This is a genomic window from Achromobacter sp., from assembly GCF_057314935.1.
The window spans coordinates 12,486-36,801 of sequence record NZ_DBHKZA010000065.1; the positions used below are offsets into that span (position 1 = coordinate 12,486).

21 protein-coding genes are annotated in these 24,316 nt (G+C 66.3%); 19 read left to right on the forward strand and 2 right to left on the reverse strand.

Annotated features, from left to right (window positions below; genetic code table 11):
- Positions 1 to 24: 24 nt before the first annotated feature.
- The 18 genes from ACO6D5_RS21760 (at position 25) to ACO6D5_RS21845 (ending at position 20,385) form a co-directional block, all read left to right on the forward strand.
- Complete coding sequence (locus tag ACO6D5_RS21760) at positions 25 to 1,410, forward strand: NarK family nitrate/nitrite MFS transporter (RefSeq protein WP_485826488.1); 1,386 nt, start codon at positions 25 to 27, stop codon at positions 1,408 to 1,410.
- Between the two features lie 272 nt (positions 1,411 to 1,682).
- Positions 1,683 to 5,444: a nitrate reductase subunit alpha gene (locus ACO6D5_RS21765; RefSeq protein WP_485826489.1), complete on the forward strand. Its 3,762-nt coding sequence runs from the start codon at positions 1,683 to 1,685 to the stop codon at positions 5,442 to 5,444.
- Complete coding sequence (gene narH / locus ACO6D5_RS21770; RefSeq protein ID WP_485826490.1) at positions 5,441 to 7,009, forward strand: nitrate reductase subunit beta; 1,569 nt, start codon at positions 5,441 to 5,443, stop codon at positions 7,007 to 7,009. The genes ACO6D5_RS21765 and narH overlap by 4 nt, the downstream gene beginning before the upstream one ends.
- 14 nt (positions 7,010 to 7,023) lie before the next feature.
- A complete protein-coding gene (narJ, locus tag ACO6D5_RS21775; RefSeq protein ID WP_315529418.1) occupies positions 7,024 to 7,671 on the forward strand; it encodes a nitrate reductase molybdenum cofactor assembly chaperone in 648 nt (215 codons plus the stop codon).
- Positions 7,672 to 7,689: 18 nt separating this feature from the next.
- Entirely contained in the window at positions 7,690 to 8,373 is a 684-nt protein-coding gene (gene narI, locus ACO6D5_RS21780) for a respiratory nitrate reductase subunit gamma (RefSeq protein ID WP_315529419.1), read from the forward strand.
- A 22-nt stretch (positions 8,374 to 8,395) separates the two neighbouring features.
- The gene (locus ACO6D5_RS21785) at positions 8,396 to 9,160 is read left to right on the forward strand and encodes a peptidylprolyl isomerase (RefSeq protein ID WP_485826491.1); all 765 of its coding nucleotides are present in this window, start codon (positions 8,396 to 8,398) and stop codon (positions 9,158 to 9,160) included.
- The gene (gene moaA / locus ACO6D5_RS21790; protein ID WP_315529421.1) at positions 9,157 to 10,155 is read left to right on the forward strand and encodes a GTP 3',8-cyclase MoaA; all 999 of its coding nucleotides are present in this window, start codon (positions 9,157 to 9,159) and stop codon (positions 10,153 to 10,155) included. The genes ACO6D5_RS21785 and moaA overlap by 4 nt, the downstream gene beginning before the upstream one ends.
- Position 10,156: 1 nt before the next feature.
- Positions 10,157 to 10,816 carry a carbonic anhydrase gene (locus ACO6D5_RS21795; protein ID WP_485826492.1) on the forward strand — a complete coding sequence of 220 codons (660 nt, stop codon included), beginning with the start codon at positions 10,157 to 10,159 and terminating at the stop codon, positions 10,814 to 10,816.
- Positions 10,813 to 11,310 (forward strand): molybdopterin-guanine dinucleotide biosynthesis protein B, encoded by a 498-nt coding sequence (gene mobB, locus ACO6D5_RS21800; RefSeq protein ID WP_088588208.1) that lies wholly within the window; start codon positions 10,813 to 10,815, stop codon positions 11,308 to 11,310. The genes ACO6D5_RS21795 and mobB overlap by 4 nt, the downstream gene beginning before the upstream one ends.
- 46 nt (positions 11,311 to 11,356) lie before the next feature.
- Positions 11,357 to 13,294: a type IV pili methyl-accepting chemotaxis transducer N-terminal domain-containing protein gene (locus ACO6D5_RS21805; protein ID WP_485826493.1), complete on the forward strand. Its 1,938-nt coding sequence runs from the start codon at positions 11,357 to 11,359 to the stop codon at positions 13,292 to 13,294.
- 12 nt (positions 13,295 to 13,306) lie between these two features.
- Positions 13,307 to 13,969: a response regulator gene (locus ACO6D5_RS21810; RefSeq protein WP_315529425.1), complete on the forward strand. Its 663-nt coding sequence runs from the start codon at positions 13,307 to 13,309 to the stop codon at positions 13,967 to 13,969.
- 84 nt (positions 13,970 to 14,053) lie between these two features.
- Positions 14,054 to 15,070 (forward strand): ubiquinone anaerobic biosynthesis protein UbiU, encoded by a 1,017-nt coding sequence (gene ubiU / locus ACO6D5_RS21815; protein ID WP_315529427.1) that lies wholly within the window; start codon positions 14,054 to 14,056, stop codon positions 15,068 to 15,070.
- Positions 15,067 to 15,960 (forward strand): U32 family peptidase, encoded by an 894-nt coding sequence (locus tag ACO6D5_RS21820; RefSeq protein WP_315529435.1) that lies wholly within the window; start codon positions 15,067 to 15,069, stop codon positions 15,958 to 15,960. Before ubiU ends, ACO6D5_RS21820 begins: the two co-directional genes overlap by 4 nt.
- Complete coding sequence (ubiT, locus tag ACO6D5_RS21825; RefSeq protein WP_485826494.1) at positions 15,957 to 16,394, forward strand: ubiquinone anaerobic biosynthesis accessory factor UbiT; 438 nt, start codon at positions 15,957 to 15,959, stop codon at positions 16,392 to 16,394. Before ACO6D5_RS21820 ends, ubiT begins: the two co-directional genes overlap by 4 nt.
- Positions 16,395 to 16,547: 153 nt before the next feature.
- Positions 16,548 to 17,900 carry an MFS transporter gene (locus ACO6D5_RS21830; protein WP_485826495.1) on the forward strand — a complete coding sequence of 451 codons (1,353 nt, stop codon included), beginning with the start codon at positions 16,548 to 16,550 and terminating at the stop codon, positions 17,898 to 17,900.
- Positions 17,897 to 18,916, forward strand: a complete 1,020-nt coding sequence (locus ACO6D5_RS21835; protein WP_485826496.1) for a histone deacetylase family protein — start codon at positions 17,897 to 17,899, stop codon at positions 18,914 to 18,916. The genes ACO6D5_RS21830 and ACO6D5_RS21835 overlap by 4 nt, the downstream gene beginning before the upstream one ends.
- 67 nt (positions 18,917 to 18,983) lie before the next feature.
- Positions 18,984 to 19,955 (forward strand): LysR substrate-binding domain-containing protein, encoded by a 972-nt coding sequence (locus ACO6D5_RS21840; RefSeq protein ID WP_315847315.1) that lies wholly within the window; start codon positions 18,984 to 18,986, stop codon positions 19,953 to 19,955.
- Between the two features lie 28 nt (positions 19,956 to 19,983).
- Positions 19,984 to 20,385: a DUF1801 domain-containing protein gene (locus ACO6D5_RS21845; protein ID WP_485826497.1), complete on the forward strand. Its 402-nt coding sequence runs from the start codon at positions 19,984 to 19,986 to the stop codon at positions 20,383 to 20,385.
- A 22-nt stretch (positions 20,386 to 20,407) separates the two neighbouring features.
- Here the strand turns inward: ACO6D5_RS21845 and ACO6D5_RS21850 are convergent, their stop codons facing one another.
- A complete protein-coding gene (locus ACO6D5_RS21850; protein WP_485826498.1) occupies positions 20,408 to 22,567 on the reverse strand; it encodes an ABC transporter permease subunit in 2,160 nt (719 codons plus the stop codon).
- 63 nt (positions 22,568 to 22,630) lie between these two features.
- On the reverse strand, positions 22,631 to 23,653 hold the full coding sequence (locus ACO6D5_RS21855) for an amino acid ABC transporter substrate-binding protein (RefSeq protein ID WP_485826499.1): 1,023 nt from the start codon (positions 23,651 to 23,653) through the stop codon (positions 22,631 to 22,633).
- A gap of 169 nt (positions 23,654 to 23,822) precedes the next feature.
- Here ACO6D5_RS21855 and ACO6D5_RS21860 point away from each other — a divergent pair.
- Positions 23,823 to 24,316 (forward strand): aminotransferase class V-fold PLP-dependent enzyme (locus ACO6D5_RS21860; protein ID WP_485826500.1); only part of this gene is annotated, 494 nt, incomplete at its 3' end.

Sequence of the window (24,316 nt, forward strand, 5' to 3'; positions counted from 1 at the left end):
CCACCCCTACAAAGAGCCTTCATCATGTCCACTCAAGTCCTGTCGCGTTGGGAGCCGGATAATCCCGGCTTCTGGAAGCAGACCGGCGCGCGCGTCGCCAACCGCAACCTCTGGATCTCCATTCCCGCCCTGATGCTGGCGTTCAGCATCTGGATGCTGTGGAGCGTGGTGGTGGTGAACCTGGACCGCGCCGGCTTCATGCTGTCGAAGAACCAGCTGTTCTGGCTGACTGCGCTGCCGGCGCTGTCGGGCGCCACATTGCGCATTTTCTATTCCTTCCTGGTGCCGGTCTTCGGCGGCCGCAAGTGGACCGCCATTTCCACGGCCTCGCTGCTGATTCCGGCGCTGGGCATGGGCTTTGCGCTGCGGGACCCGACCACGTCGTTTCCCACCTTGCTGATCCTGGCGCTCTTGTGCGGCCTGGGCGGCGGCAACTTCAGTTCCAGCATGGCCAACATCAGCTTCTTCTTCCCCAAGGAAAAGAAGGGCCTGGCCACGGGCCTGAACGCGGGCATCGGCAACCTGGGCGTGTCGCTCGTGCAGTTCGTGGTGCCGGTCGTGATCTCGGTGGGCGTCTTCGGCGTGGCCGGTGGCGCACCGCAGGAGATCACCGTCCATGGCGCGCAGCAGAACCTGTGGCTGCAGAACGCGGGCTTCATCTGGGTGATCCCGATCGCCATCGCGGCCATTGCCGCGTGGTTCGGCATGAACGACATCGCCGACGCCCGCGCGTCGTTTGCCGACCAGGCCGTGATCTTCAAGCGCAAGCACAACTGGCTGATGTGCTGGCTGTATGTCGGCACCTTCGGCTCGTTCATCGGCTTCTCGGCGGGCTTCGCCATGCTGACCAAGACCCTGTTCCCGCAGGTCGACCCCATGGCCTACGCCTTCCTGGGGCCGCTGGTGGGGTCGCTGACGCGTCCGGTGGGCGGCTGGGTGTCCGACAAGCTGGGCGGCGCGCGCGTCACGCTGTTCACCTTCGCGGGGATGATCGCCGCGGTGCTGGGCGTGGTGACGTTCCTGCCCGTGGGCGGGCAGGGGGGCGACTTCAACGGCTTCCTGGCCATGTTCATCGTGCTGTTCGCGCTGACCGGCCTGGGCAACGGGTCCACGTTCCGCATGATCCCCGTGATCTTCCTGCGCGAGCGCACGCAGGCGGCCAAAGGCAAGGGCGCCGCCGGCCAGAAGCAGGCCATGAGCGAAGCCGCCAAGGAATCGGCCGCGGTGCTGGGTTTTTCCGGCGCCATCGGGGCCTACGGCGGCTTTTTCATCCCTCGCAGCTTCGGCACGTCGCTGGAGATGACGGGCGGCGTACAGGCCGCGCTGTATTGCTTCATCGCCTTCTACGCCACCTGCATGCTGATCACCTGGTGGTTCTACGCCCGCCGCAACGCGCCGGTGCCTTGCTGATGGGGGGAGCCGATGGGTTGCGCGCGCTGGAAGGTGGTGTGCGTGGCTAGCGCGGGTCGCGCTCCACCCATCATGACGTCGGCGCCCACACGACGCGCGCACCGCGCAACCAACCCCTCAACCCCGTCGCTTTCCTCGCTGTGACTAGTCACTCTGCCGTGCCCCGCCTGTGCCACTGGCGAATAGGCGGGGGACAGAGCGGGGCCTACAGTGGATTCAACGGCATCGATCGCAGTACGCGCCGGCCAGGCCGGCGTTCTTGGAGAAACACAATGAGTCATTTTCTGGACCGGCTGAAGTTCATGTCGCGGGTGAAGTCAACCTTCGCGGACGGCCACGGCGAAACGGTCAACGAAGACCGCAAGTGGGAGAACGCGTACCGTTCCCGCTGGCAGCACGACAAGGTCGTGCGTTCGACCCACGGGGTGAACTGCACGGGGTCGTGTTCGTGGAAGGTCTACGTCAAGAATGGCCTGATCACCTGGGAGACGCAGCAGACGGACTATCCGCGCACGCGTCCCGACCTGCCCAACCACGAGCCTCGCGGCTGTCCCCGTGGCGCGTCCTATAGCTGGTACGTGTATTCGGCACAGCGGGTGAAGTACCCGATGATCCGGGGCCGCCTGATGGAAATGTGGCGCGACGCGCGCAAGACCATGGACCCCATCGCGGCGTGGGAATGGATCAGCCAGGACCCCGTGCGCGCCAAGCGCTACAAGTCGATCCGCGGCCTGGGCGGCTTCGTGCGCGCCGACTGGGATACGGCCACCGAGATCATCGCCGCCGCCAACGCGTTGACCATCAAGAAGTACGGCCCCGACCGCGTGATCGGCTTTTCGCCGATTCCGGCGATGTCCATGGTCAGCTATGCCGCCGGCGCGCGCTACCTGAGCCTGCTGGGCGGCGTGTGCCTGAGTTTCTATGACTGGTATTGCGACTTGCCTCCCGCCAGCCCGCAGATCTGGGGCGAACAGACCGACGTGCCGGAATCGGCCGACTGGTACAACTCGACCTACCTGATGGTCTGGGGGTCGAACGTGCCCCAGACCCGCACGCCCGACGCCCACTTCTACACCGAGGTCCGATACAAGGGCACCAAGACGGTGGCCGTCTCCAGCGACTTCGGCGAAATGGTCAAGTTCGGCGACATCTGGCTGGCGCCCAAGCAAGGCACCGATGCCGCGCTGGCGATGGCCATGGGCCACGTCATCCTGAAGGAATTCCATCTGTCGGCGAACCCCTCGCCGTACTTCCAGGACTACGTGCGGCGCTACACCGACATGCCGATGCTGGTGCTGTTGAAGGAACGCGACGGCTTCTACGCGCCGGATCACTTCCTGCGCGCGTCTCATCTGGACGGCGCGTTGGGCGAACAGAACAACCCCGATTGGAAGACTCTGGTGCTGGACGCCCATAGCGGCGACTTGGTAGCGCCCAACGGCAGTATCGGCTTTCGCTGGGGCGAGGGCGCGGTCAACGGCGGCGAAAAGGTCGGCCGCTGGAACCTGGAATCGAAGGATGGCGGCGATGGCCGCGACATTGAACCGGTGTTGAGCCTGTCAGGCGCCGGCGGCGAGGTCGTCGGCGTGGGCTTTCCGTACTTCGGCAGCGAACATGACGAACTGCTGGTGCGCAACGTGCCGGCCCGCCGCATTCGCCTGGCCGATGGCACGGAGGCGCTGGTCGCCACCGTGTACGACCTGCAGATGGCCAACTATGGCCTGGACCGCGGCCTGGGCGGCGGCAACGTTGCGACATCGTTCGACGACGACGTGCCCTACACGCCGGCCTGGCAGGAAAAGCACACCGGGGTGCCGCGTGCCCAAGTGATCCAGGTGGCGCGCGAATTCGCGCAAAACGCCCACGACACCGAAGGCAAATCGATGGTGATCGTCGGCGCCGGCCTGAACCACTGGTACCACATGGACATGATCTACCGCGGCATCATCAACATGCTGATGATGTGCGGCTGCGTGGGCAAGAGCGGCGGTGGCTGGGCGCACTACGTGGGCCAGGAAAAGCTGCGCCCGCAGTTCGGCTGGGCGCCGCTGGCGTTCGCCTCCGACTGGGCGCGCCCGCCGCGCCAGATGAACGGCACGTCCTTTTTCTATGCGCACACCAGCCAGTGGCGCCACGAAAAGCTGAACGTGCAGGAAATCCTGGGCCCGACCGCCGACCGCGCCAAGTACGGCGAACTCAGCATGATCGACCTGAACGCCCGCGCCGAGCGCATGGGATGGCTGCCGTCGACCCCGCAACTGCGCACCAATCCGCTGGAGGTGGTGGCCCAGGCCGAGGCCGAAGGCCGCGACCCCATCGCGCATGTGGTCGAACAGCTGAAGTCCGGCGCGCTGCGCATGTCGTGCGAAGACCCGGATGATCCGGCCAACTTCCCGCGCAACATGTTCGTGTGGCGTTCCAACATCCTGGGGTCCAGCGGCAAGGGCCACGAGTATTTCCTGAAGTACCTGCTGGGCGCGCAAAACGCGGTGTTCGGCGACGAAGGCGACGCGATCAAACCCACGGAAGTGACTTTCCAGGACGATGCGGCCGAAGGCAAGCTGGACTTGCTGACCGTGCTGGACTTCCGCATGAGCACGACCTGCCTGTACGGCGACATCGTGCTGCCGACGGCCACCTGGTACGAAAAGGACGACCTGAACACGTCCGACATGCACCCCTTCATCCATCCCTTGAGCGAAGCGGTGCAACCCTTGTGGGAGAGCAAGACCGACTGGGAAATCTACAAGCTGCTGGCCAAGAAGTTCAGCGACATCGGCGGCCCCTATCTGGGCAAGCGCCGCGACCTGGTGATGACGCCCCTGATGCACGACACCCCGGGGGAACTGGGCCAGGCCTTCGAACCGAAGGACTGGAAACTGGGCGAATGCGACCTGGTGCCGGGCAAGACCGCGCCGTCGATGACGGTGGTCGAACGCGACTACAACGACATCTACCGCAAGTTCACGTCGGTCGGCCCCTTGCTGGACAAGCTGGGCAACGGCGGCAAGGGCATCAACTGGAACACCCAGCACGAGGTGCACGAGCTGGCCGGCCTCAATGAAAGCGTCTCGGACGCCGGCGTCAGCCAGGGCCGTCCGCGGCTTGATACCGCCATCGACGCGGCCGAAATGATCCTGACCTTCGCGCCCGAGACCAATGGCCACGTGTCGGTCAAGGCCTGGGAAGCGCTGGGCAAGATCACCGGGCGCGACCACACGCACCTGGCCGCCGGCCGCGAGCACGACAAGATCCGCTTCCGCGACGTCCAGGCGCAGCCGCGCAAGATCATTTCGGCGCCGACCTGGTCGGGCCTGGAAAGCGAAGAGGTCAGCTACAACGCCGGCTACACCAACGTGCATGAACTGATTCCCTGGCGCACGCTGACGGGCCGTCAGCAGTTCTACCAGGACCACCGCTGGATGCTGGACTTCGGCGAAGGCTCCTGCGTCTACAAGCCGGCCATCGACACCAAGACGGTGGCGCCCATGCTGGGCCGCTACCCGAACGGCGAAAAGGAGCTGGTCCTGAACTGGCTGACGCCGCACCAGAAATGGGGCATCCACAGCACGTATTCGGACAACCTGCGCATGCTGACGCTCAGCCGCGGCGGGCCCCACGTGTGGGTGTCGGAAGCCGAGGCCAAGCAGGCCGGGCTGGTGGACAACGACTGGGTCGAAGTCTTCAACGTCAACGGCACCTTGACCGCGCGGGTGGTCGTCAGCCAGCGCGTGCCGGTGGGCATGTGCCTGATGTATCACGCCCAGGAAAAGATCGTGAACGTGCCGGGGGCGGAAACCAGCGGCAAGCGCGGCGGCATCCATAACTCGGTCACGCGCACGGTGCTCAAGCCCACGCACATGATCGGCGGCTATGCCCAGCAGGCCTACGGTTTCAATTACTACGGCACAGTCGGCGCCAACCGCGACGAGTTCGTGGTGCTGCGCAAGATGAAGAAGGTGGACTGGCTGGAAGGCCCGCTCGTTGAAGACCCCGCCACGCAGGCAACGCAACAAGAAGAGAAGCAATCATGAGGATACGCGCCCAAATCGGCATGGTGCTGAACCTGGACAAGTGCATCGGCTGCCACACTTGCTCGGTCACCTGCAAGAACGTCTGGACCAGCCGCGACGGTGTCGAATACGCCTGGTTCAACAACGTGGAGACCAAGCCCGGCATCGGCTATCCCAAGGAATGGGAGAACCAGGACAAGTGGAAGGGCGGCTGGGAGCGCACCGCCGCCGGCAAGCTGGAACCGCGCCAGGGCGGCAAGCTGCGCATCCTGGCCAACCTGTTCGCCAACCCGAACCTGCCGGCCATCGACGACTACTACGAACCCTACACCTTCGACTACGAGCACCTGCAGAACGCGCCCCTGTTGCAGACGCCGCCTACCGCGCGTCCCGTTTCGGTGCTGACCGGCAAGAAGATGGAGAAGATCCATTGGGGCCCGAACTGGGAAGACGACCTGGGCGGCGAATTCAGCTCGCGCAGCCGGGACGCGCTGTTCGAAGGCGTGCAGAAGGAGATGTACTCGACGTTCGAGAACACCTTCATGATGTACCTGCCGCGCCTGTGCGAACACTGCCTGAACCCGGCCTGTGTCGCCAGCTGCCCGTCCGGTTCCATCTACAAGCGCGAAGACGACGGCATCGTGCTGGTCGACCAGGACAAGTGCCGCGGCTGGCGCATGTGCATCTCGGGCTGCCCGTACAAGAAGATCTACTACAACTGGAGCAGCGGCAAGGCCGAGAAATGCACGTTCTGCTATCCGCGCATCGAAGCCGGCCAGCCGACCGTCTGCTCGGAAACCTGCGTGGGCCGCATCCGCTACCTGGGCGTCATGCTGTACGACGCCGACCAGATCGAGCGCGCCGCGGCCACCGCCGACGAGCAGGATCTGTACGAATCGCAGCTGGACCTGTTCCTGGACCCGCATTCGCCGGACGTGATCGCCGCCGCCCGCGAGCAGGGCATTCCGGAGTCGTGGCTGGAGTCCGCGCGCCAGTCGCCCGTCTACAAGATGGCCGTGCAATGGCGCGTGGCCTTCCCGCTGCATCCTGAATACCGCACCTTGCCGATGGTCTGGTACATCCCGCCGCTGTCGCCCATCCAGACGGCGGCCGAAGCGGGCCAGATGCCGCAGCGCACCGTGGGCAAGAGCGCCATGATCCCGGACGTGTCCAGCCTGCGCATCCCGGTGCGCTACCTGGCCAACCTGCTGACGGCGGGCAAGGAAGCCCCCATGCTGCAGGCCCTGGAACGCATGCTGGCCATGCGCGCCTACAAGCGGTCCGAGACCGTGCACGGCGAACGCGACACGGCCCTGCTGGAACAGGTGGGCCTGACCGAGGCAACCGTGCAGGACATGTACAAGATCATGGCGATTGCCGACTACGAAGACCGGTTCGTCGTGCCCAGCAGCCACAAGGAAGTGGTGGAAGACAGCTTCAACGAGAAGGGCAGTTGCGGATTCACCTTCGGCAACGGCTGCTCGGGCGGCGTGTCCGAAGGCACTCTGTTCGGACGCAAGCCCCAAGGCAGCGAGATCTTCATCGAGATGCCGAAATCCCGCAAGAAGGCCGCCCTGGCCCGCTAGGAAAGGAGAAAACCATGAATCTGTACCGCTTGCTTTCCGCCTTGCTCAGCTACCCCGAGCCTGAACTGCTGGATGCCTTGGGCGACGTGGAGTCGGCGCTGGCCGACTACCCCGACGCCGAGGAAGCCCTGCAGCCCCTGGTCGGCTATCTGGCCACCCATGACCTGATTGCCGTGCAGGAGAACTACGTGGCCACGTTCGACCGCAATCGTTCGCATTCGCTGCACCTGTTCGAACACGTGCATGGAGAAAGCCGCGACCGTGGCCAGGCCATGGTCGACCTGCTGGACACCTACCGCGGCCACGGATTCGAGCCCGTCGTGTCCGAACTGCCCGACCACGTGCCGCTTTTCCTGGAGTTCCTGGGCGTGATCGAACCCGCCCAGGCGCAGGACCTGCTGGACGAAGCCATCCATGTGCTGGCGGCGATAGGCGCGCGGCTGGCCAAGGGCGGCAGCCCGTATGCCGGCGTCTTCGCAGTGCTGCGCGCGCAGTCCCGGGTGATCCCGCGGGAACAAACCGAAGCGCCCGTGCGCGACATGGACGAAGCCATGGAGACCTACGGCGTCAGCCAGGACGGCGTGGAGCCGCTATTGCGGCCGTTCTCGGGCGACGGCGCGCAAACCGTGCGCTTCTATCCCCGGGCGCCGGCCGCCCACTAATGCTCTGGACGACGCATCATGAACTCCCTGAATCAGTTCCTTTTCGGCATCTACCCCTACATCGCGCTGACGATCTTCCTGTTGGGCAGCCTGGCGCGTTTCGAGCGTGAGCAATATACGTGGAAGACGGATAGCTCGCAGCTGCTGCACCGCGGCCAATTGCGGCTGGGCAACATCCTGTTCCACGTCGGCATCCTGGGCCTGTTCTTCGGGCATCTGGCCGGGCTGCTGACGCCGGTGGTGGTTTGGGACACGCTGGGCGTCTCGCATACGTTGAAGCAGACGGTGGCGATGGCGGCCGGCGGCGTCATGGGCGGAATCTGCCTGATCGGCCTCTTGATCCTGATCCATCGCCGCGTGACCGACCCGCGCATCGCTCGCACGACGCGGCCCGGCGACAAGCTGCTGCTGTTGTGGATCCTGGTCACCTTGCTGCTGGGCCTGTCGACCATCGTGCTGTCGGCGGGTCACATGGACGGTGAAATGATGGTGCGCCTGATGACCTGGGCGCAGCACATCGTCACCTTCCAGGGAGATGCCGCCAGCCATGTCGCCGAGGTGCCGCTTCTGTTCAAGGCGCACCTGTTCATGGGCCTGACCTTGTTCGTGATCTTCCCGTTCACGCGGTTGGTCCACGTCTGGAGCGGCTTCGCCTCGCTGGGCTATCTGGGCCGTGCCTGGCAGCTGGTCCGCCCGCGCTGAACCCAAGCACCAGGAGCCGAACATGCCTGTCATCGTCAATGGCGTCGAACTGAACGACGCGGATCTGGAACGTGAACTGCCGCTGCATGCGCAAGCCGACAACCCCATGCGCCACGCGGTCACCGCGCTGGTCTTGCGCCGGGTGCTGCTGGACGAAGCGGCCCGCCTGGGCCTGGATGCCGAGGACGAGGAGGGCGCCATCAGCGCCTTGCTCGCCGCGCAGGCGCCCGCGCCTGCGGCCGACGACGCTGCCTGCCGCCGCTTCTACCAGATGCATCCGCAGCGCTTCATGGTGGGGGAGTTGGTGGAAGCCGACCACATCCTGTTCCAGGTGACGCCCAGCGTGAGCCTGGATAGGTTGCGCGCCCATGCCAACGTCGTGCTGCAGGAGTTGCTGGCCGACCCCTCGCGCTTTGCCGAGGCGGCGCGCGAGCAGTCCAACTGCCCGTCGGCGACCGTGGGCGGCAACCTGGGCCAGTTGGGCCGCGGCGACACGGTGCCGGAGTTCGAGCGCGCCGTCTTTGCGCTGCCTTCGGGCGGCCTGCTGCCGCACCTGCTGCAGACCCGGCATGGCCTGCACATCGTGCGGGTCACGCGCCGCGTCGAAGGCAGGCTGCTGCCGTATGAACACGTGGCGCAGCAGATCGCCATGGCGCTCACGTCCATGAGCCGCGACACCGCCTGGCGGCAATACACCAAGCTGCTGGTCGAACGCGCCGACGTCCAGGGGATCGACCTGCAGGCGGGCGGCGAGCCCGAACGCGTCCATGGCGGGAGCGCCGCATGATGGACGAGCCTGCCGCGGGACCCCTGACAGACGGCTTCGGACGCCGGATCGATTACCTGCGCGTCTCCGTCACGGACCGCTGCGACCTGCGTTGCAGCTACTGTCTGCCCAAGGATTTCAAAGGTTTCGAAACCCCGGCCAACTGGTTGCGCCATGATGAAATGGCCAGGCTGGTGGGCTTGTTCGTGCGCCTGGGCGTTAGCAAGGTCCGGTTGACGGGCGGCGAACCGCTGTTGCGCCGGGGCGTGGCGGGCCTGGCCCGCGACATCGCCGCGATGCCGGGGCTCGGCGACCTGTCCGTATCCACCAACGGCACGCAACTGGTTCGCCACGCCGATGACCTGCGCGCCGCCGGCGTGACCCGGCTGAACATCAGCCTGGACACGCTGGACGCCGCCGCGTTCAACCAGATCACCGGCCGCGATTGCCTGGATTCCGTGCTGGCGGGACTGGCGGCCGCGCGCCAGGCGGGTTTTTCACCCATCAAGCTGAACAGTGTGGTGCATGCCGCCACGCCCGAGGCCGACGTACGGCGCCTGCTGGATTACGCCATGGGGCAGGGCTTTGTGCTACGCCTGATCGAACCCATGCCGATGGGCGAGTGCGGCCGCGGCTTCACGCACACGGATTTGAACGCGATGGGCGCGCGCCTGGCCGCCGACGCGGGGCTGGTGCCGGCGTTGGCGGGAGCGGGAACCGGCCCGGCGCGATACTGGACGGCGGGCGAGGGCGCGCCGGTGCTGGGCGTGATCACGCCCATGTCGCGGCATTTCTGCGCCACCTGCAACCGAGTGCGGCTGGGCGTGGACGGCACGTTGTACCTGTGCCTGGGGCAGGAAGCCCAGGTGCCGCTGGGCCGCCTGCTGCGCCAGGGGGCGGATGACGCGGAACTGGTGCGCGCGATCCTGGCAGGCATTGCCGCCAAGCCGGAACGCCATGAGTTCGTCACCCGCCCCGAGCGCATCGTCCGGTTCATGGCGCAGACGGGAGGCTGAGATGGGAGACATCGAACGCTTCATCGGCGGCTTCCAGCGCTTTCAACAGCAATATTACGAACAGGCGCCCGCGCTATACCGCAATCTGCGAGACGGCCAGCACCCCAGCACCTTGCTGATCGGCTGCTGCGATTCCCGCGTGGATCCCGCCATGATGTTGGGTTGCGACCCCGGCGACATCTTCGCCGTGCGCAACGTGGCCAACCTGGTGCCGCCCACGAGCGCCGACCGTGGCTTGCAAGGCGTGTTGGCCGCCATACAGTTCGCCGTGGAGCAACTGCGGGTCAGCCGCGTTATTGTCCTGGGGCACGCGCACTGCGGCGGCATCCGGGCGCTGATGGAACGCCGCACCCGCAGCGACGGCGAAACCGACTACCTGGAGCGCTGGATGGACATCGCCGAGCCGGCCCGCCACCAGGTGCTGCGCCAGATGCCTGATGCCACCGACGCCGAACGCCGGCGCGCCTGCGAGCAGGCGTCCATCCTGATCTCGCTGCGCAACCTTGAGGAATTGCCCTTCGTGCGCCGCGCCGTCCAGGCGGGCGACCTGACGCTGCATGGCTGGTACTTCGACCTGGTGGCAGGGGCTTTGCTGGCATACTCGCCGCGGGCGGACGCGTTTTTACCTATGGTCTGTCCCTTGTTTACGGAGCATGCATGAGCCCAGTTTTCGGTATCGCCGGCCGGTCCGGCAGCGGCAAGACCACGTTGATCGAAGCAATGCTGCCACTGCTGGCGGCGCGAGGGCTGCGCGTCAATGTCATCAAGCACAGCCATCACGATTTCCAGATGGAGCCGCCGGGCAAGGACAGCGCGCGCTTCCGCTTGGCGGGTGCCCAGGAGGTGATGGTGGCCTCGCCCTACCGCTACGCCATCGTGCACGAACTGCGCGATGCGCCGGAACCGTCGCTGGCGGACCAGTTGGCGCGCCTGTCGCCCGCCGACCTGGTGTTGGTGGAAGGGTTCAAGCAGGCGGCGATCCCGCGCATCGAGGTCTATCGCCCCGCGCTGGGTAAACCGCCGCTGCACGCCGAAGACGGCAGCTTCCTGGCGATCGTGACCGACGCGCCGCTGGACACCGCGTTGCCCTGCCTGCCGCTGAACGACCCCGCGCAGGTGGCGGACTTCCTGTGCGGCGCGCTGGGCCTGGGTTGAAGGCGACTACACTATCAACCGTACCGCGCCGCCCGTACCGATCTTCATGACGTCTTCCTCGCCCATCTCCGGACTTGACGGCCTGCCTTCCCCCCGGCATCGCCTGTCCACGCGCATCATCGCCAGTTCGCTGGTGGCGCTGGTGGTGGTGTTGTCCATGATCAGCTGGACGCTGTGGCTGTCGTGGCAACTGGAAGGGGCGGGCGCCGCCATCAATGACACCGGCAGCCTGCGCATGCGCGCCAAACGCGTGGCGGTGGAGTTGATGCGCCCGCAAGCCGGCCGTGAGGTGCGCACCCAGGAACAGATCGCGGTGCTGGACGAGACCATTGCGCGGCTGGCCCGCGGCAACCCCGCCCGTCCGCTGTTCATCCCCAGCGACGAGGCGATCCGCGCGCAATGGCACGACGTGGCGAGCTACTGGCAAGACGTGATGCGGCCGGCCGCCTTGCGCGCCATGGCGCAGCCCGATGCGGCCGCCTATCTGCAGACCCTGCCGGAGTTCGTGTCGCGCGCCGACAAGCTGGTGCGGATGATCGAACAGGACAACGCCGGCAAGACCACGTCGCTGCGCCTGTCGCAAGGCATTCTGGCGGCCATCGCCAGCGCGGGCACGTTGGCCATGATCTATCTGCTGTACTTATGGATCATCGCACCCGTGCTGCGTCTGCGTGACGGCCTGAAGCGCATGGCAGAGCGCGAATTCAGCACGCGGCTGCCCGTGGAAAGCCAGGACGAGTTCGGCCTGCTGGCTCGTGGCTACAACCGCATGGCGGACGAGCTGCAGGACCTGTACACCGGCCTGGAACAGCGCGTCGAGCACAAGACCGCGCAGTTGGCCGCGCAGAACCGCGATATCGGCGCGTTGTACGACATGGCGGCCTTTCTGAACCAGCCCAACGAGATCGAGGCCATGTGCGACGGCTTCCTGCGCCGCGTCATGCTGCAGTTCGACGCTGAGGGCGGCAGCATCCGCGCGCTGGACCCCACTAACGAAAAGCTGAACCTGGTGGTGTCGGTGGGCCTGTCGGAGGCGCTTGTGGAATCTGAACACTGCATGAAGGTGGACGACTGCTACTGCGGCGTCGCGACGCGGCAGGCGGGTGTCATCGTCATCCAGGATTTCCGCCATTCGCCGCCCGAACTGGATCTGAATTGCCAGCGCGAGGGCTTTGCCAGCGTGGCGGTGTTCCGCATCGTGACCCGCGACGAAGTCCTGGGATCCTATTCGCTGCATTTCCGCCAGCAACGCCGTCTGGCGCCGTCGGACTCCCAGTTGCTGGAAACCCTGGGGCAGCACCTGGGCGTGGCGCTGGATAACCGGCGGCTCAGCGCGCAGGCGCGGCAACTGGCGGTGGTGCAGGAACGCGGTCTGGTCGCCCAGGGGCTGCACGACAGTCTGGCGCAAGGCCTGAACTTCCTGAACCTGCAATTGCAGATGCTGGACGCGGCCGTCAAACGCGGCGATCAGGAAGAGATCACCGAGATTCTGCCGCTGTTGCGCACGGGCGTGGACGAAAGCTATCAGGACGTGCGCGAATTACTGACCAATTTCCGCAGCAAGCTGGGGCAGGGCGACCTGCAAGCCGCCATTGAATCCACCGTGGAGCGCTTTCGCCGGCAGACCGGCATCCAGACCGATCTGCGCTTTGGCGGCGACGAGGGCGGCCCGTTGCCACCCGAGCAGCAGCTGCAAGTGCTGTTCATCCTGCAAGAGGCGCTGTCCAATGTGCGCAAGCATTCCGAGGCCGGTCAGGTGTTGGTGTCGGTCAACAACGAACGTGACTTCTCGCTGTTGATCCAGGATGACGGGCAGGGCTACGACCCCGCCGAAGTGGCCGCGCGCGGCGAATCCCACGTGGGCCTGCACATCATGCAGGAGCGCGCCGCGCGGATGCGCGCCATGATAAAACTGGAATCCCAGCCCGGCGCCGGCACGCGCGTGGCGCTGACCTTGCCTGGCAGCGAACGCCAGGCCGCCTGACACGTTCTGAACATGCCTATCCGTATCCTGCTTGTCGATGACCACACGCTATTCCGCTCGGGCGTGCGCCTGCTGTTGCAACGCCAGCCCGATTTCGAAGTGGTGGCCGAAGCCGGCGACGGCGTGGAAGGCATCAAGCGCGCCAAGGAGCTCAAGCCCGACGTGGTCTTGCTGGACCTGAACCTGCCTGGCCTGTCCGGCCTGGAAACGCTGCAATTGCTGACGCAGGACCTGCCGTCCTGTGCGGTCATCATCCTGACGGTCTCGGAAGAAGCCGACGAACTGGGCCAGGCGCTGCGTGACGGCGCCCGCGGCTATCTGGTGAAGAACATCGACGCCGAGGTCCTGACCTCCGCCATCCGCCGCGCCGCAGCCGGTGAATCGGTCATCGCAGAAAGCATGACGGCCAAGCTGGTGGATCAGTTCCGCGGGGCGGCATCGCAGGCGGCGCAGGCTTCCGGCAACGCCGAGCGCCACCGGCTGACGGCGCGCGAAACGCAGATCGTCCAGTGCCTGGCGCGCGGCGCCAGCAACAAGGTCATTGCGCGAGAGCTGGACGTGAGCGAAAGCACCGTCAAGATCCACGTGCAGAACGTGCTGAAAAAGCTGAACCTGACCAGCCGCGTGCAGGTCGCCGTGTACGCCGTGGAACACGGGCTGCATTCCGAGGAATAGCACCGCGCCATTCCTGCGTGCGGCCGCATTCCGGTTTGATCTGCGACAAGGCCGGGATGCCCGCCGGACCCTAGACTGGCCGGCATGCAAACTCGAACCTCTCCCATCGAGCTCGTGGCCCCGGCCGGCAGCCTCGCCGCCTTGAAAGCGGCCATCGAGGCGGGCGCCGACACCGTCTATCTCGGGCTCAAGAACGCAACCAACGCCCGCAACTTCGCCGGGCTCAACTTCACCGAAAACGACATCCGCGCAGGCGTCGAACTGGCGCACGGCAAGGGGCGCCAGGTGCTGTTCGCCATCAATACGTTCGTGCAGGCGGGCCGCGCGCAGGAATGGCGCGATGCGGTGGACGCCGCACACGGGCTGGGCGCGGATGCGGTCATCATGGCCGACCCTGGGTTGCTGGCCTACGCCAGCGACCGCTATCCCGACCTGCGCCTGCACTTGTCCGTGCAGGGTTCCGCCACGCACGCCGATGCCATTGAGCTGATGAAAGAGCAATTCGGCATCCGCCGCGTGGTGCTGCCCCGCGTCCTGACCCTGGCCGAAGTCGCGCGCATCTGCGCCAACGTCAGCGTGGAAGTCGAAGTGTTCGGCTTTGGCAGCCTGTGCGTCATGGCCGAAGGCCGATGCCTGCTGTCGTCGTACGCCACGGGCGATTCACCCAATAACAAGGGCGTCTGTTCGCCCGCGCATGCCGTGCGCTGGGTGGAAGAGAACGGCCGCATGGATGCACGCTTGTCCGGCATTTTGATCGACCGCTACGAGCCGGGTGAACCGGCCGCCTATCCCACCTTGTGCAAAGGCCGCTTCGACGTCGACGGGCAGGCCGACCACGCGCTGGAAGAACCCACCAGCCTGAACGCCATCGGCCTGCTGCCGCGCCTGGCCGAAATGGGCGTGTCCGCCGTCAAGATCGAAGGCCGCCAGCGCAGCCCGGCCTACGTCACGCAAGTGGTGTCGACCTTGCGCGCGGCGCTGGACAGCGTGCACGCCGACGCGGCGCGTTTTTCGCCGCGGCCCGAATGGAACGCCTTGCTGGCGCGCCACGCGGAAGGATCCCAAGTCACCCAAGGCGCATTTGAACGTCCATGGAAATGAAACCGAACGCATTCCAGATATCCGTCGGCCCGTTGCTCTATTACTGGCCGCGCCAGCGCACGCTGGACTTCTACGCCGATCTGGCCGACAGCGCGGCCGACATCCTCTATATCGGCGAAACCGTCTGTAGCCGGCGCCACGAGTTGCGGGCCGACGACTGGTTGGGACTGGCCCGCGACCTGCGCGCCGCAGGCAAGACCGTCGTGCTGTCCGGCCGCACCTTGATTGAAACCGGGGCAGAGGCCCATGCGCTGAAGAAGCTTTGCGACCAGGATGACTTCATGGTCGAGGCCGGCGAACTGGGCGCCGTGCGGCACCTGGCGGGCCGCGCATTCGTGGCGGGCCCGCACGTGAACGCCTATCACGGCGGCACGCTGCAATGGCTGGCCAGCCGCGGCGCGGTGCGCTTCGTGGCGCCGCTGGAAATGGACGGCGGCACGCTGGCGCGGCTGCTGGAAGAGCGCCCGGCCGACATGGCGGCCGAAGTGATGGTGTGGGGCCGCATGGCGCTGGCCTTTTCCGCGCGCTGCTTCACTGCCCGCCATTTCCGGCTGAAGAAGGACGATTGCGGGTTTCGCTGCATCGAACACCCCGACGGACTGGACATGCGTACGCGCGAGTCGCGTGAATTCCTGGGCATCAACGGTATCCAGGTGCAGTCCGCCGCCTGCCTGGATTTGCTGGCGCAGGCGCCTGAACTGGCCCGCATGGGCGTCGACGTGCTGCGTGTCAGCCCGCAGTCGGCGGGCACGCTGGACGCCGTGGCCGCGCTGGACGCGACACGTTGCGGCGGCAAACCCGCTGCCGTCGCGCCACCTGCGGGCATCGGCCGTTGCAACGGCTACTACCATGGCCGCGCCGGCATCGAATTGCTGGAGGCCGCGGCATGAGCGCGACCTGGAACCTGAATCCGCCGGCGCTGGTCGCGCGATTGGGCCGCCGTCTGCCCACGCCGGCGGTATCCCTGCACTTCGTGGCGGGGCTGGAGTTGGCAAGACGGCTCAAATGGCTGTCGCCGCCGCCGGAACTGGATGGCCGCAGTTTCGCCATCACCATCGAAGACCTGGGACTGCGCAGTGCCTTTACGGTGCTCGGTGGCGCCTTCCGGCCTGCGTGGAGCCGTGCGCCATGCGAATTGGAATTGGGCGCGAAGCTGGCCGACTTGTTCCGCCTGATTCGGGCCGAGACCGACGCGGACACCCTGTTCTTTCAGCGCAGGCTGCGCATTTCGGGGGATACCGAACTGGGGCTGATCGTGAAGAACTGGCTGGACGCGGCGCCGCGTCCGGCGTGGTTGCAGCGGATGAGCGGGGCCGCTGGCTAGCCGCGAGACCGCGGCGCCGGAATGCGTGGAATAAGGGTTTTTACTCATTAGCCGAAGTAATTCGGCGGATAAGAAATAAGAATTTTTCTTATGGTTGGGCCAGGGCTATAACAGCGGGCTGATAGACCTCAACCTACCTTAAGAGAGATAAACATGAGGGGAAAAACTGCGACGGGGCACCAGCCGGTGCGCGCGTCGACCGCCGCTTTCGTCGGCACCATGATCGAATGGTACGACTTCTACATCTACGCCACCGCCGCCGCGCTGGTGTTTGGCAAGCTCTTTTTCCCGTCGGCCACGGGCTTCTACGGAACCCTGGCCGCCTTGGGCACGTTCGCGGTGGGCTTCTTCGCCCGGCCGCTGGGCGGCGCGATCTTCGGCCATATCGGCGACAAGATCGGCCGCAAGAAATCCCTGGTGATCACCCTGGTCATGATGGGTACGGTGACCGTGCTGATCGGCCTGTTGCCTACCTATGCGTCCATCGGCTTCTGGGCGCCCGTGCTGCTGATCCTGCTGCGGATCGTGCAGGGGATCGCGGTGGGCGGCGAATGGGGCGGGGCGGTGCTGATGGCCGGCGAGCATTCGCCGGACAAGAGCAAGCGCACCTTCTTCGCGTCCTTCGCGCAATTGGGCAGCCCCGCCGGGCTGATCCTGTCGATGCTGATGTTCAAGCTGGTGACCGGCCTGGACGACGCGGCGTTCCTCAGCTGGGGATGGCGCGTGCCGTTCCTGTTTTCGGCGGTGCTGCTGGTCGTGGGCTTCGTGATCCGGCTAAGCGTCAACGAATCGCCGGACTTCCTGGCTGAAAAGCAGGCGCAGGCCGACCGCGCCAGATCCGCGCCATCGCACAGGCCGGCCAGGCCCGCCCAGGCGCCGCTTGCACAGGTGCTGCGCGGCGCACCCCGTCTGTTGGCGCTGGCCGTGGGCGCCAATGTGCTGGGCATTGCCGGCTTCTACTTCACCAACACGTTCATGATCGCCTACACGACGCAGTACGTCGGCCTGAACCGGGCGGTGATCCTGGATTGCCTGCTGGTCGTGTCGATCATGCAGTTCTTCATTACGCCGCTGGCCGCGTACATCGCCAGCCGCGTCGGCAACCTGCGCTTCCTGGGCGCGATGGCCTTCGTGTCGATGTTCACGCCTTACGCCATGTTCAACCTGGTCGACCAGGGCTCGCTTACCAGTATTACGCTGGGCGTGGGTGTGGCGGTACTCTTCATGGGCGCCTACTACGCGGTGATCGCGGGCTACGTCAGCGACAGCTTTCCGACGAGCATCCGCTACACCGGCATCTCGATGGCTTATCAGCTGTCGGGCGCGATCTTCGGCGGCTTGACGCCCTTGCTGGGCACTGTGCTGGCCGAGAACTTCAAAGGCCAGTGGTGGCCGCTGGCGTTGCTGTTTTCGGCGATTTCTTTGCTTTCCCTGGTTTCCGTCCTGCTGCTGGGCAATGTTGGCCAGCGCACCGAGCAATTCCAACTGAAGGATCAGCAAGCATGAAGGCATTTTTTCACGACGACCAGAAGCTGCACCATCCGCAGACCTATTTTTCGCGCGGCAAGATGCGCACGCCCCAGGAAGTGCCGGCGCGGCTGGACGGCCTGGTGCAAGCGGCGAAGAAGCTGGGGTTCGACGTGCAGGCGCCTGCCGATCATGGGGCGGGGGCGTTGTCGGCGGTGCATTCCCTGGACTATCTGCAGTTTCTGCAAAGCGCGCACGAGGACTGGATGAAGCTGCCGGGCGATTGGGGCGGCGAAGTCGTCTCCAACGTCTTCGTGCGCGAACCCAACGCGCTGCGCGGCGTGCTGGCCAAGGCCGGCCGCTATCTGGCCGACGGCAGTTGCCCGGTGGGTCCGCAGACCTGGCAGTCGGCCTATTGGTCCGCCCAGTGCGCAGTCGCGGGCGCCGAGGCCGTGCTGGCGGGCGACCGCCACGCCTACGCGATCTGCCGGCCGCCCGGCCATCACGCGCGTCGCGACGCTGCCGGCGGGTTCTGCTATTTGAACAATGCCGCCATCGCCGCCCAGCGCTTGCGCTCGAAGTATCAGCGCGTGGCCATCCTGGATACGGACATGCACCACGGCCAGGGCATCCAGGAGATCTTCTACGAACGCAGCGATGTGCTGTACGTGTCGATCCATGGCGACCCCGAGAACTTCTACCCCGTGGTGGCGGGCTTCGAAGACGAACGCGGGGCGGGCGAGGGCTACGGCTACAACATCAACCTGCCGATGCCGCACGGCTCGCCGGAGTCGGTGTTCTTCGACAGACTGGCGCAGGCGCGCCGCGCGATCGAACTGTTCCAGCCGGACGCGCTGGTGCTGTCGCTGGGATTCGACATCTTCGAGAAAGACCCCCAAGCCATGGTCAGCGTCACGGAAGACGGCTTCGAGCGGCTGGGCCGCGAGGTGGGCGGCTTGCGGCTTCCGACCCTGATCGTGCAGGAAGGCGGCTACTATATCGAAGGGTTGGAATCCAACGCGTCGCGGTTTTTTGCGGGGCTGGCCGGCGTCTGAACACAGGGGCGCGGCATCGCTTGCGTGGGTTCGATCCTGTCTTTTCCCGGACCCCGCACGTGACGCCATGCCCCAGCCGCCCGCCCGAAATCCCACCTCATTGCCGCTTGCGCCCGAGCGCATGGACTGGAACCTGCTGCGCACCTTCATGTTTGTGGTGCAGGAACGCGGGGTCGGCCGCGCCGCGCAGGCGCTGCACCTGAGCCAGCCCGCGGTCAGCCAGGCGCTCAAGCGGCTGGAAGACGCCGTGGGCGGCATGCTGCTGCATCGCCGCAACGGGGAATTCCGGCTGACCGGCCTGGGCGACGAGGTCTACGCGATCGCCCGGGACATGTACGGCACCATGGCGCGCATCGAAAACGCCGCCCTTCAGGACAAGGCCGAAATCGCCGGCACCTTGCGGCTGCTGGTGATGAGCAAGGTGCAAAGCCCGGCGTACGACGATTTCCTGGCGCAGTTTCATCGGCGCTACCCCAAGATCGAATTCCACATGGACGTGCTGCCCAGCGCGGCCATCCTGGATGCACTGAGCAAACGCGTGCCGGCGCTGGGCATCTGCCTGTGCCGCAAACCCGTCGAAGGGCTGGAGCGGCGCCTGTTCCTGCGCCACCACTATGCGGTGGTCTGCGGACGCCACCACCCGCTGTTCGCGAAACAGCGGGTCAGCATCGAAGACCTGATGGATCAGAACTTCGTGTGCTTTGCCAGCGACCAGATCGGCGATACGCTGTCACCGCTCACCATCTTCCGCGACCAGCAGGGGTTCACGGGCCGGATCGTGGGCACGTCCTCCAACATCGAAGAAGTCCGGCGCATGGTGGTGGCCGGCATCGGGCTGAGCTTCCTGCCGGAACACCTGATCCGCCAGGATGTGGCCAACGGCGAACTGCGACGCCTGCCGCCGGCCGAATCCGTGGCCGAGATGGACGTATTCCTGACCTGGCACAAGCAGCGCAAACTGACCGCGGTTGAGGCGGCGTATCTAAGCGCCTTCGACCGCTTCCTGAACCGCACGCCTTTGGGTTCGCGCGCGGGCTGATTCCATAACGGCGAGGAGGCCAACACGCATGGCGACAAAGACCAGCAGCGCAACTGGCGCGGCGCATGACACGACCGCCTCCCAGAAGATCGACGCCAGGATCCGCGAACTGGACGACTGGCGCGGCGACGTGCTGGCCCAGGTCCGCAAGTGGATCAAGCAGGCCCTCCCGGGCGTGGCCGAAACCTGGAAATGGCGCGGGGTACCGGTATGGGAGCACGGCGGCATCCTCTGCACGGGCGAAACCTACAAGGCGGCGGTGAAACTGACCTTCGCCAAGGGGGTGGCACTGGCCGATCCCGCCGGCTTGTTCAACGCCAGCCTGGACGGCAACACCCGGCGCGCCATCGACATCCACGAGGGCGACCGCGTCGATGAAAAGGCGTTCAAGGCGTTGATCAAGGCTGCCGCGGCGTTGAACAAGGGCTGAGCGGGCTGAGTCTGTACGCGTTCTAGGCGGCGCGGGCCTCCATCCGCCGCGCCACCTTCGACAGCGCCAGGCTGGCCGCGAAATACAGCAGCGCCACCGCCAGATAGACTTCGACGTGGTAAGGCCGCCATTCGGTTCCGGCCACGACCGCCTTGGCCGCGCCCAGCACGTCGAACACGCCGATGATGCTGACCAGCGACGTGTCTTTGACGGCGCCCACGAAGACGCCCAGCGCGGCGGGCGCGGCGATGCGGCGGGCCTGCGGCCAGATGACCGTGGCATAGGCCGTGGCGGGGCGCATGCCCAACGCGCGCGCCGCCATCATCTGGCCAGGCGGGATCGCCTGCAGCGCGCCGCGTAGCACCTCGGCCAGCAGGCAGGCGGTGTGCAGCGTCAGCGCGGCCAGCGCCATGCTGAACTTGGATACTCCGCCGCCCAGCAGCATGGGCAACACGAAGGATGCGAACAGCAGTTGCGTCACCAGCGGGACGCCGCGCACGGCTTCAATCAGGCCGGCGGCGGCAAGCGCACCGGCGCGACTGCCGGAGCGTCGCAGCAGCGCCAGCCCAAAGGCCAGCGGCACGGCGGCGGCCAAGGCGGCGATGGCCAGGATCAAGGTCACCAACAAGCCGCTCCAGCGTTGCGGGCCGATCAGCGAGCCGCCCCAGGGCCAACCGGTCAAGGCGCCGGCGACGACCAGCAACAGGATGGCCAGCGCTGCGGCGCGCGCGCGGGCGGGCAGGCGGCGAGCGCCCAGCGTCAAGCCGATACCGCCCAGCAGCGCTACGCAGGCGATGAAGGCCGGGTAGCGGTCGGCGGGCGACATGGTGCCGAAGAAGAGCAGCGGCAGGTTTTCCCCCACGGCGGCCCAGCAAGCACCGGTGGCGTTGGCGCAGGCCTCCGGGCCGCCCAGCCAGACGGCGCGCAACACGGCCCAGTCCAGCAGGGCCCAGGCCACCCCCGCCAACAGCACGGCCAACACCGTCGACAGGACGTAGCCGCGCCACGGATGCGGGTCGCTTCCCGTTGCGCGCCACAAGGGGCGGTCGCTGAGCCGAGCGCCGTGGGTGTCGCCGGGGCCGTGCCGGGTATTGCGTGCGTTCCAGGCCGACAAGCCGCCGCCCAGCAAAAGCGCCAGCGTCAGATAGACCGCGACCGCCAGCGCAATGCCTTCCAGCGCCAGTCCGGTCTGCGTGATGGCGGTATTGATGACGGCCATCAGTTCCTGGTAGCCGATGGCGATCGCCAGCGTGCTGTTCTTAACCAGTGCCAGGCACTGGTTCGCGTACGGGGGCAGGGCGACGCGCGTCGCGTAGGGGGCGATCACCAGCCGCAGCACACCCCAAGGGGCGAGGCCCATCGCCTGGCCGGCCTCGACCAGCCCGACCGGCACGGCGCGTACCGACGCGCGCACGATGTCGGCGATGTAGGCCGCATGAAAGACGACCAGGCCGATCAACAGCGCGGCGAATTCGATGCTGGGCTGCCAACCGCCTTGCAGGCCCAAGCCGCGTTTGACCGGCAGGTCGATCTGCATGGCGGGCAGCAAGGCCCAGGACAACGCGGCGAGGGCCAATGCGGCGAGTATGGCGCCGTTACCCCAGCGGCGCTTCGCGTGCCAGCCCAGCACCACGGCAAGCAGCAAGACGGCGGCGTACGGCAGCCAGCCCTGTACGGCGGGCAAGGCCAGCCCGCGGTTGGACAGCAGCACGGAAGGCAGCGGCGACCACGCTTGCCGCAGGTCCGGCAGCCGCAGCAGCAGCCCGTACCAGACGAATAGTTGCAGCAGCACCGGCGTGTTGCGCAGCGGCGCGATGATCGCGGCGGCGCAGCGCGCGGCCAACGCATGGGAAGACAGGCGCATGAGGCCCAGCGCGATGCCCAGCGCGGTCGCAAGCGGAATGGCCACGGCCGCCACGGTCAGCGTATTGACCAGGCCGGCCGCGATCGACATCCAGTAGGGGTCTTCGGGCGAGACGGCGAGCAGGCTTTCCGAAATGCGAAAGCCCGCGGATTGGAACAGGAAGCCGAATCCGCCCTGGACGCCGCGCGCCGTCTGTACGGATTCGATATGCAGCAGCAGGACGGCGGCCATGCCGCCCAGCGCCAGGATCCAGGCCACGGACGGCAGCCAGCGGCGCAGCGGGCCGGGAGGGGGGAAGGGTAGGGTCGTTGCAGTCATGATGGCCGTTGCCAATGCAAAAGGCGGGCCAATGGCCCGCCTGCCGCGTTCAGGGAATCACACTCACTGGAACGGCGGCGAATACAGCAGGCCGCCCTGGTTCCACTGCGCGTTCAGGCCGCGGTCCAGCTTCAGCGGCGTGGCAGCGCCCAGGTTGCGGACCCACACTTCGCCGTAGTTGCCCACCGCCTTGATGGCGTTCTTCGCCCAGCTTTCGTCCAGGCCGAAGCTCTTGCCGATGCCCGGTTCCACGCCCAGCAGGCGGCGCACTTGCGCGTCGGTGCTTTGCGTCTGGCTGTCGGCATTCTTTGCCGTGATGCCCAGTTCTTCGGCCGCGACCAGCGCATTGACGGTCCAGCGCACGATGGCTGCCCAGTTGGCGTCGTCCTGCCGCACGAACGGACCCAGCGGCGATTTGTTGATGCGTTCGGGCAGGATCACGAAGTCGTCGGGCTTGCCGGCCCGCGCGGCGCGGCTGGCGGCCAACGTCGAGGCGTCCGACAGGTAGACGTCGCAACGGCCCGCGTAGAAGGCCTGCTCCAGTTCCACCAGGTTCTCGATCACCACCGGGCGGTACGTGAGCTTATGCTTCTTGAAGTAGTCGACCAGGTTCTGTTCGTTGACGGTGCCGGGCTGCACGCAGACCTGCGCGCCATCCAGTTCGGTGGCGCTCTTGACGCCCAGCTTGCGCGGCACCAGGAAGCCCTGGCCGTCATAGAAGACGATGCCGGCGGACACGATGCCCAGGCCCGCGTCGCGGCTGGACGTGATGGTCGTATTGCGGTTCAGCACATCGATCTCGCCTGACTGCAGCGCCGGGAAGCGCTGCTGCGAACTCAGCGGGACGAAGCGTGTCTTCTCGGCGTCGCCCAACACGGCGGCGGCCAGCGCGCGGCACAGGTCCGCGTCCAGGCCCGTCCAGCGGCCTTGCTTGTCGGCGATGGAAAGCCCCGCCGAACCCTGGCTGACGCCGCACACCAGTTCGCCGCGCTTCTTGATGGTGTCCACCGTGCCGGCTTGTGCCGCGCCGGCAATCGTCAGCGCCGCGGCGATGCCCGCCGCTTTGAAGAGTTGAGTCAATCGCATGCCGTTCCCGTATTGTGTGTATGCAAGAAAGGCATGAATTCTATGGGGGCGACGCCGAATTCCGAGCGACTATATGGTCATATGAATATAAGAACTTAGCCTTATCCAGATTCGCGTCATATACCTAGAATTCCGGCATACCAAGTTGCAATCACACGGAAGGTCGCGCATGAGCTGGCAGGACGAATTCAGGCAGTTGTTTCCCATCACGCGTGACAAGGCCTACGCCAACATCGCCTACACCAGCCCGCTGTCGCCCAAGGTGGCGGACGCCGTCGCGGCCTTCTTCGACGGCATCACGCATGCGCGCAGCGACAAGCCGCAATGGCTGCGCGACGCCGATGCGCTGCGTGTGCGCCTGGCCCGCCTGATCGGCGGAGAGGGGCGCCGGCTGGCTTTCACCAAGAACACGACCGAAGGCTTGAATACCGTTGCGCAGGGCCTGGCCTGGCAGGACGGCGACAACCTGATCGTGGACGACCAGGAGCATCCCACCAACGCCTTGCCCTGGCTGAACCTGCGCCGCCGCGGCGTGCAGGTGCGGGTGGCGCAAGCGCAGTCGCACCGCTACACGGTCGATGACCTGTGGCAGCACGTGGACGCGCGCACCCGCCTGATCGCGGTGTCGTGGGTGCAGTACGGCACGGGCTTGCGCACCGACAT